Below are 5124 nucleotides of genomic sequence, written 5' to 3'. Positions count from 1 at the left end.
CTCGTCGCTGCGCCCGCGCCGCCGCGAACGGCCGCCGCGGCGCGAGCGCGAGCGGCGCTTGCGCGGCTGCCCGTCATCGTCGTCGGCGGCCGGTCGATCGGCATTGCGCTCGGCGTTGCGCTCGGCGGCGCGCTCGCCCGACCGCCCACTGGCGCGCCGCGAGGCGTCGGCTTTCGCCTCCTGCGCCTCTTCGGCGATCAGGGCTTCGCGATCCGCGACCGGGATCTGATAGTAATCCGGGTGGATTTCCGAGAATGCCAGGAAACCGTGACGATTGCCGCCGTATTCAACGAACGCGGCCTGCAACGAGGGTTCGACCCGCGTCACCTTCGCCAGATAGATGTTGCCTGCAAGCTGCCTCTTGTTGATCGACTCGAAGTCGAATTCGTCTACCTTCGAACCATCCAGCACGACGACCCGGGTCTCTTCCGGATGCGTCGCGTCGATAAGCATTTTTTTAACCATGTTCTCCTGCGCCGACGGTCCGCCTGCCGCCCCTTGGGGACGGGGGGCGCGCCGGTTTCATACTTGGCGAGAGGATCCGGGCGCGCAAACGCCGCCCGCCTGCGCGCCCGGATCAGGTCCGGGGCGTCAGGCGTCGTTGCGGCGTGTCGTTCGGCGCGGATCATCGCGGTCTGTTCTCCTGAACCCGGCGTCGTCGCGACGCCGGTTCGGTCGGGTGAGGCGTCCGGCCGGTGCGAATCCCGCGCCGGGCGCCGTTCGAAAGTCTGCGGTGTCTTCATGGTCGCCCCGAAATGGCCTCAAAAGGCAGGGACGCCGCCGCGTCATTCGAAAAACTGTCATTCTTCTGTCAAAGCGCCGTAGCAATCCGCGAATCTTCACGTTTGAGCCGGTCGCTTGTCGGTCAACATAGTGTCGCCGCATCCAGTTGACAATTGGAATTGATCCGGGCCCGGCATATGCTGCGCCGCCTTGGCAAATCTGCGCCGCAACGCGCGAATCGAGGCCGGGGGCAAAGCGGGGCAGGGCGAGCGTGATTGCGGAATATGCGGGCGATTGCAAGGCGATGCGGGGCGACCCCGGTGATGGGTGAGGCTTTGGCGCGCCCGGGCCAGCCATGCGGGGCAACGGCGCGGCGCGGCGCATCTGCGCCGCTTGGGCGCCGCGTCGCCCTGTGCGTCGCCGGTCTGCTGGCCGGGGCGGCGGCCTGCGCGGCCGCGTCGAAGGGCGCGCAAGCGGAGGTTGCGAGCCCTGCGCGAATCTCTCCCCCGGTTCAGGTCAAGGCGCTGCGTTTCGCCCAATCCCGCGCCGCCGCCACGGTGAAAATCGAGATGGGCGCCGAGGTTGCGTTCCGGGTGTTCACGCTCGACCATCCCATGCGCGTGGTGGTGGATTTCCCGCAGCTCGACTGGCGCCCCGACGCGCCGCGGGTCTGGCCCGCCCGGCCGCTGGTCAGCGGGCTGCGCTTCGGGCTGCTGGGGCAGGGGCGCTCGCGGCTGGTGATCGACCTCGCGGCGCCGGCGAAACCGGTCCGCGCCGGGTTCGCGCCGGCGGCGGGGGGGGCGCGGTTCACCCTGACCCTGGCGCCCGAGGCCGCCGACCGCTTCGCCGCGTCGGCCGGTTGGCCGCCGGGCGCGGCGCCCCCGCATCCGCCGCCGCCGTCGCCCGTTGGCGACGCGCGCCCGGTGGTGGCGATCGACCCGGGCCATGGCGGCGTCGATCCCGGGGCCATTCGCGGCGAGACCCAGGAAAAGCGCGTCACCCTGCGTTTCGCGCTGGACCTGCGCGACGCGATCGAGGCTGCGGGGCGGTTTCGCGTGGTCATGACCCGCGAGACCGACATGTTCGTGGCCCTGCGCGACCGGGTGCGGCTGGCGCGGGCGGCGGGCGCCGACCTGTTCCTGTCGATCCATGTGAACACCGTGGCGCGGGGCGACGCCTCGGGGGTGTCGATCTACACCCTGTCCGCCGCGGCCTCGGATGCCGAGGCCGCGGCGCTGGCGGCGTTCGAGAATCGCGCCGACATCCTGGCCGGGGTCGATCTGGGGGGCGAAGGCGACGACGTGGCGCGGGTGCTGCTCGATCTGGCGCAGCGCCGCGTCAACGCCGAATCGGAGCGCCTGGCGGGGGCGTTGGCCGCCGGGCTGGCCCCGATCGCGCCGCTGCTGCGCGATCGGGGGCGGCGCGCCGCCGGGTTCCGGGTGCTGCGCTCGCCGGACATGCCTTCGGCGCTGCTGGAGCTGGGGTTCATGTCCAACGCCGCCGATCTGGCCAATCTCGACGACCCGGCCTGGCGCGCCCGGGTCGCGGCGGCGCTGGCGACGGCGCTTGACGCCTGGGCGCAGGCCGCGCCCGGCGCCGCGGCCGGGGAATGACGCGCCCCTCGCCAAACCGGGCCGCGGCGACTATATGCCCGGGCGAAGCGCCCAAGCGATGCCCCGGACAATGGCCCCGGACAATGGCCCGGACGAAGCGCGGGCGGTCGCCGCGCCGTCGCGTTGGCGCCATAGTGTTGGATGTTAATGCCCGTCGGGCCGGGAATCGGGCGCGCCGCGCCCCGGATGGACGCAGGGCGCGCGCGGCGAAAACCGTCGCGGCCGCGGGACGAAGCGAAGACTGCAGGGTGAAAAAGACAAGATGATCCGATTTCTGGCCACTCTGTTCTCGCTGATCTCGATCGGGCTGATCGTCGGCCTCGGCGTCGTCGCCGGCACGGTCTGGTGGTTCGCCCGCGACCTGCCCAATCACGAAAACCTGGCGCAGTATCAGCCCGCAACCATCAGCCGGGTCTACGATCAGGACGGCGCCGCCATCGCCGAATACCTCACCGAGCGCCGCATCTTCGCGCCGATCGACGAGATCCCGCCGCTGGTGCGCAACGCCTTCATCTCGGCCGAGGACAAGAATTTCTATTCCCATGCCGGCTTCGACCCCATGGGCATCCTGTCCGCCGGCGTGGATTACCTGCGCGGCAAGCGGCTGCGCGGGGCATCGACCATCACCCAGCAGGTGATGAAGAATTTCCTGCTTTCGGGCGAACGCTCCGGCACGCGCAAGATCAAGGAGATCATCCTCGCCACGCGGCTCGAGCACACGCTGAGCAAGGATCAGATTCTCGAACTGTATCTCAACGAGATTTTCCTCGGCGCCCGGGCGTTCGGGGTCGCCGCCGCCGCCAACAACTACTTCGGCAAGCCGCTGGAGGACCTGACCCCCGCCGAGGCCGCCTATCTGGCGGCGCTGCCCAAGGCCCCGTCGAGCCTGCACCCGGTGCGCGCCCGCGAGCGCGCGGTGGAGCGGCGCGACTACGTGATCCGCCAGATGCGCCAGAACGGCTACCTGACCGCCGAGGAGGCCGCCGAGGCCAAGGCCACGCCGTTGAAGACCCTGCTCGACGGGTCGGTGGAAAACCAGCTCGCGCCGATCCCGCCGCGCGACTATTTCACCGACGAGGTGCGCCGCCAGCTCACCGAACGCTTCGGGGCCGAGGAACTGAACGGCGGCGGCCTGACCATCCGCGCCACCATCGACGCGGATCTTCAGCGCGTCGCCGCGCGGGCCCTGCGCCGCCGGCTGGAAAGCTGGGACCGAGAGCGCGGCGGCTATCGCGGCCCGGTGGCGCAGCTGCCGCCTGAAACGCTGGAGACCGAGGCCGATTGGCGCGACGCGCTGGCCGATCTGGATCTGCCCCGCGACATCGAGGGCTGGCATGCGGCGGTGGTGCTGAAGGTCGGCAAGTCGTCGGCGCGGGTGGGCATCGAGGGCGTGGAGGAGGATTCCGACGGCCATTTCATCCCCTTCAAGGACGTGAAATGGGCCCGTCCCCGGCTGGAGCGCAACCGGCTCGGCGCCAAGCCGAGGAAACCCGCCGACGTCTGGAGCGTCGGCGACGTGATCTTCGTGCGCGCCGAGACCGGCGAGGACGGCGAATTCGCCAACTGGTCCATGCGCCAGATCCCCGAATTGCAGGGCGCCTTCATGGCCATGGACCCCCAGACCGGCCGGGTGCTGGCCATGCAGGGCGGGTTTTCCTATCAGGCCTCGGTGTTCAACCGCGCAACCCAGGCCAAGCGCCAGCCGGGATCGGCCTTCAAGCCCTTCGTCTACGCGGCGGCGCTCGACAACGGCTACACCCCGGCCTCGATCATCCTTGACGCGCCGATCACCATCGACACCGGGGCCTCGGAATTGTGGCGCCCGCAGAACGCCTCGCGCAAGTTCTACGGGCCGGCGCCCATGCGCATCGGCATCGAGCAGTCGCGCAACGTCATGACCGTGCGCCTCGCCCAGAGCATCGGCATGGACGTGGTCGCCGACTACGCCGAACGCTTCAAGGTCTATTCCGACATGCCCCAGCATCTCAGCTACGCGCTGGGGGCGGGGGAAACCACGCTCTACCGCATGGTCGCCGCCTACGCGATGTTCGCCAATGGCGGGCGTCAGGTCGAACCCACGCTGGTGGACCGGGTGCAGGACCGCCGGGGCGAGACCGTCTTCCGCCACGACCCGCGACTCTGCGAGGATTGCCAGGCCCCCTATGTCCCGGGCGAACGCGAACCCTGGGCGCGCGACCCCTCGCGCCGGATCATGGACGGCATCACCGCCTTCGAACTGACCTCGATGATGCAGGGCGTGGTCAAGCGCGGCACGGCGCGCCGCCTGGCCAGCCTCGGCTTTCCGCTGGCCGGCAAGACCGGCACCACCAACGACGCCCGCGACGCCTGGTTCATCGGCTTCACCCCCAATCTGGTGGCCGGCTGCTTCATCGGCTACGACACCCCGCGCCCCATGGGCAGGGGGGCGTTTGGCGGTTCGCTGTGCGGCCCGGTGGCCAAGGAGTTTCTGGCCTACGCGATGAAGGACCGCCCCAAGCTCGACTTCAAGGCGCCCGACGACGCGGTGATGATCAAGGTGGACCGCTTCAGCGGCGTGCGCCTGCCCGATGACGCGCGCGGCGACAACGTGGTGGTCGAGGCGTTCCGCGACTACGACGTGCCGGCGGTGGGGGCCTATACCGGCGGGCTGGTGCTCGATGACGGCTCGTTCGGCTTCGGCGCCGACAGCGACCTGCCCATGAGCGCCGGCGGCGACTCCGCGGCGGCCGCGCCCGCCGATCCCGGCGGCGTCGCGCCCGCTGGCGGCGCCGGGTCCCGCGAGGCCAAT

General features: G+C 70.5%; 2 protein-coding genes and 1 pseudogene. 2 read left to right on the top strand and 1 reads right to left on the bottom strand.

All coding sequences use genetic code 11. The features are described 5' to 3' along the window. Positions 1 to 465, bottom strand: a pseudogene (locus AC1HC7_RS08240) (ribonuclease E/G); the annotation flags it as partial. Between the two features lie 542 nt (positions 466 to 1007). On the opposite strand from AC1HC7_RS08240, the gene AC1HC7_RS08235 reads away from it, so the two are divergent. Both AC1HC7_RS08235 and AC1HC7_RS08230 read left to right on the top strand, forming a co-directional pair. Next, the gene (locus AC1HC7_RS08235) at positions 1008 to 2336 is read left to right on the top strand and encodes an N-acetylmuramoyl-L-alanine amidase (protein WP_479498921.1); all 1329 of its coding nucleotides are present in this window, start codon (positions 1008 to 1010) and stop codon (positions 2334 to 2336) included. A gap of 262 nt (positions 2337 to 2598) precedes the next feature. Further along, the coding region (locus AC1HC7_RS08230) for a penicillin-binding protein 1A (RefSeq protein ID WP_479498920.1) at positions 2599 to 5124 on the top strand (2526 nt) is incomplete at its 3' end.

It is taken from the genome of Oceanicella sp. (genome assembly GCF_056449545.1).
This window is presented reverse-complemented; position numbering and strand designations above follow the sequence as displayed.

Coding starts and splice junctions, on each gene's coding strand:
- AC1HC7_RS08235 (WP_479498921.1), top strand. CDS start 1,008: ATGCGGGCGATTGCAAGGCGATGCGGGGCGACCCCGGTGATGGGTGAG.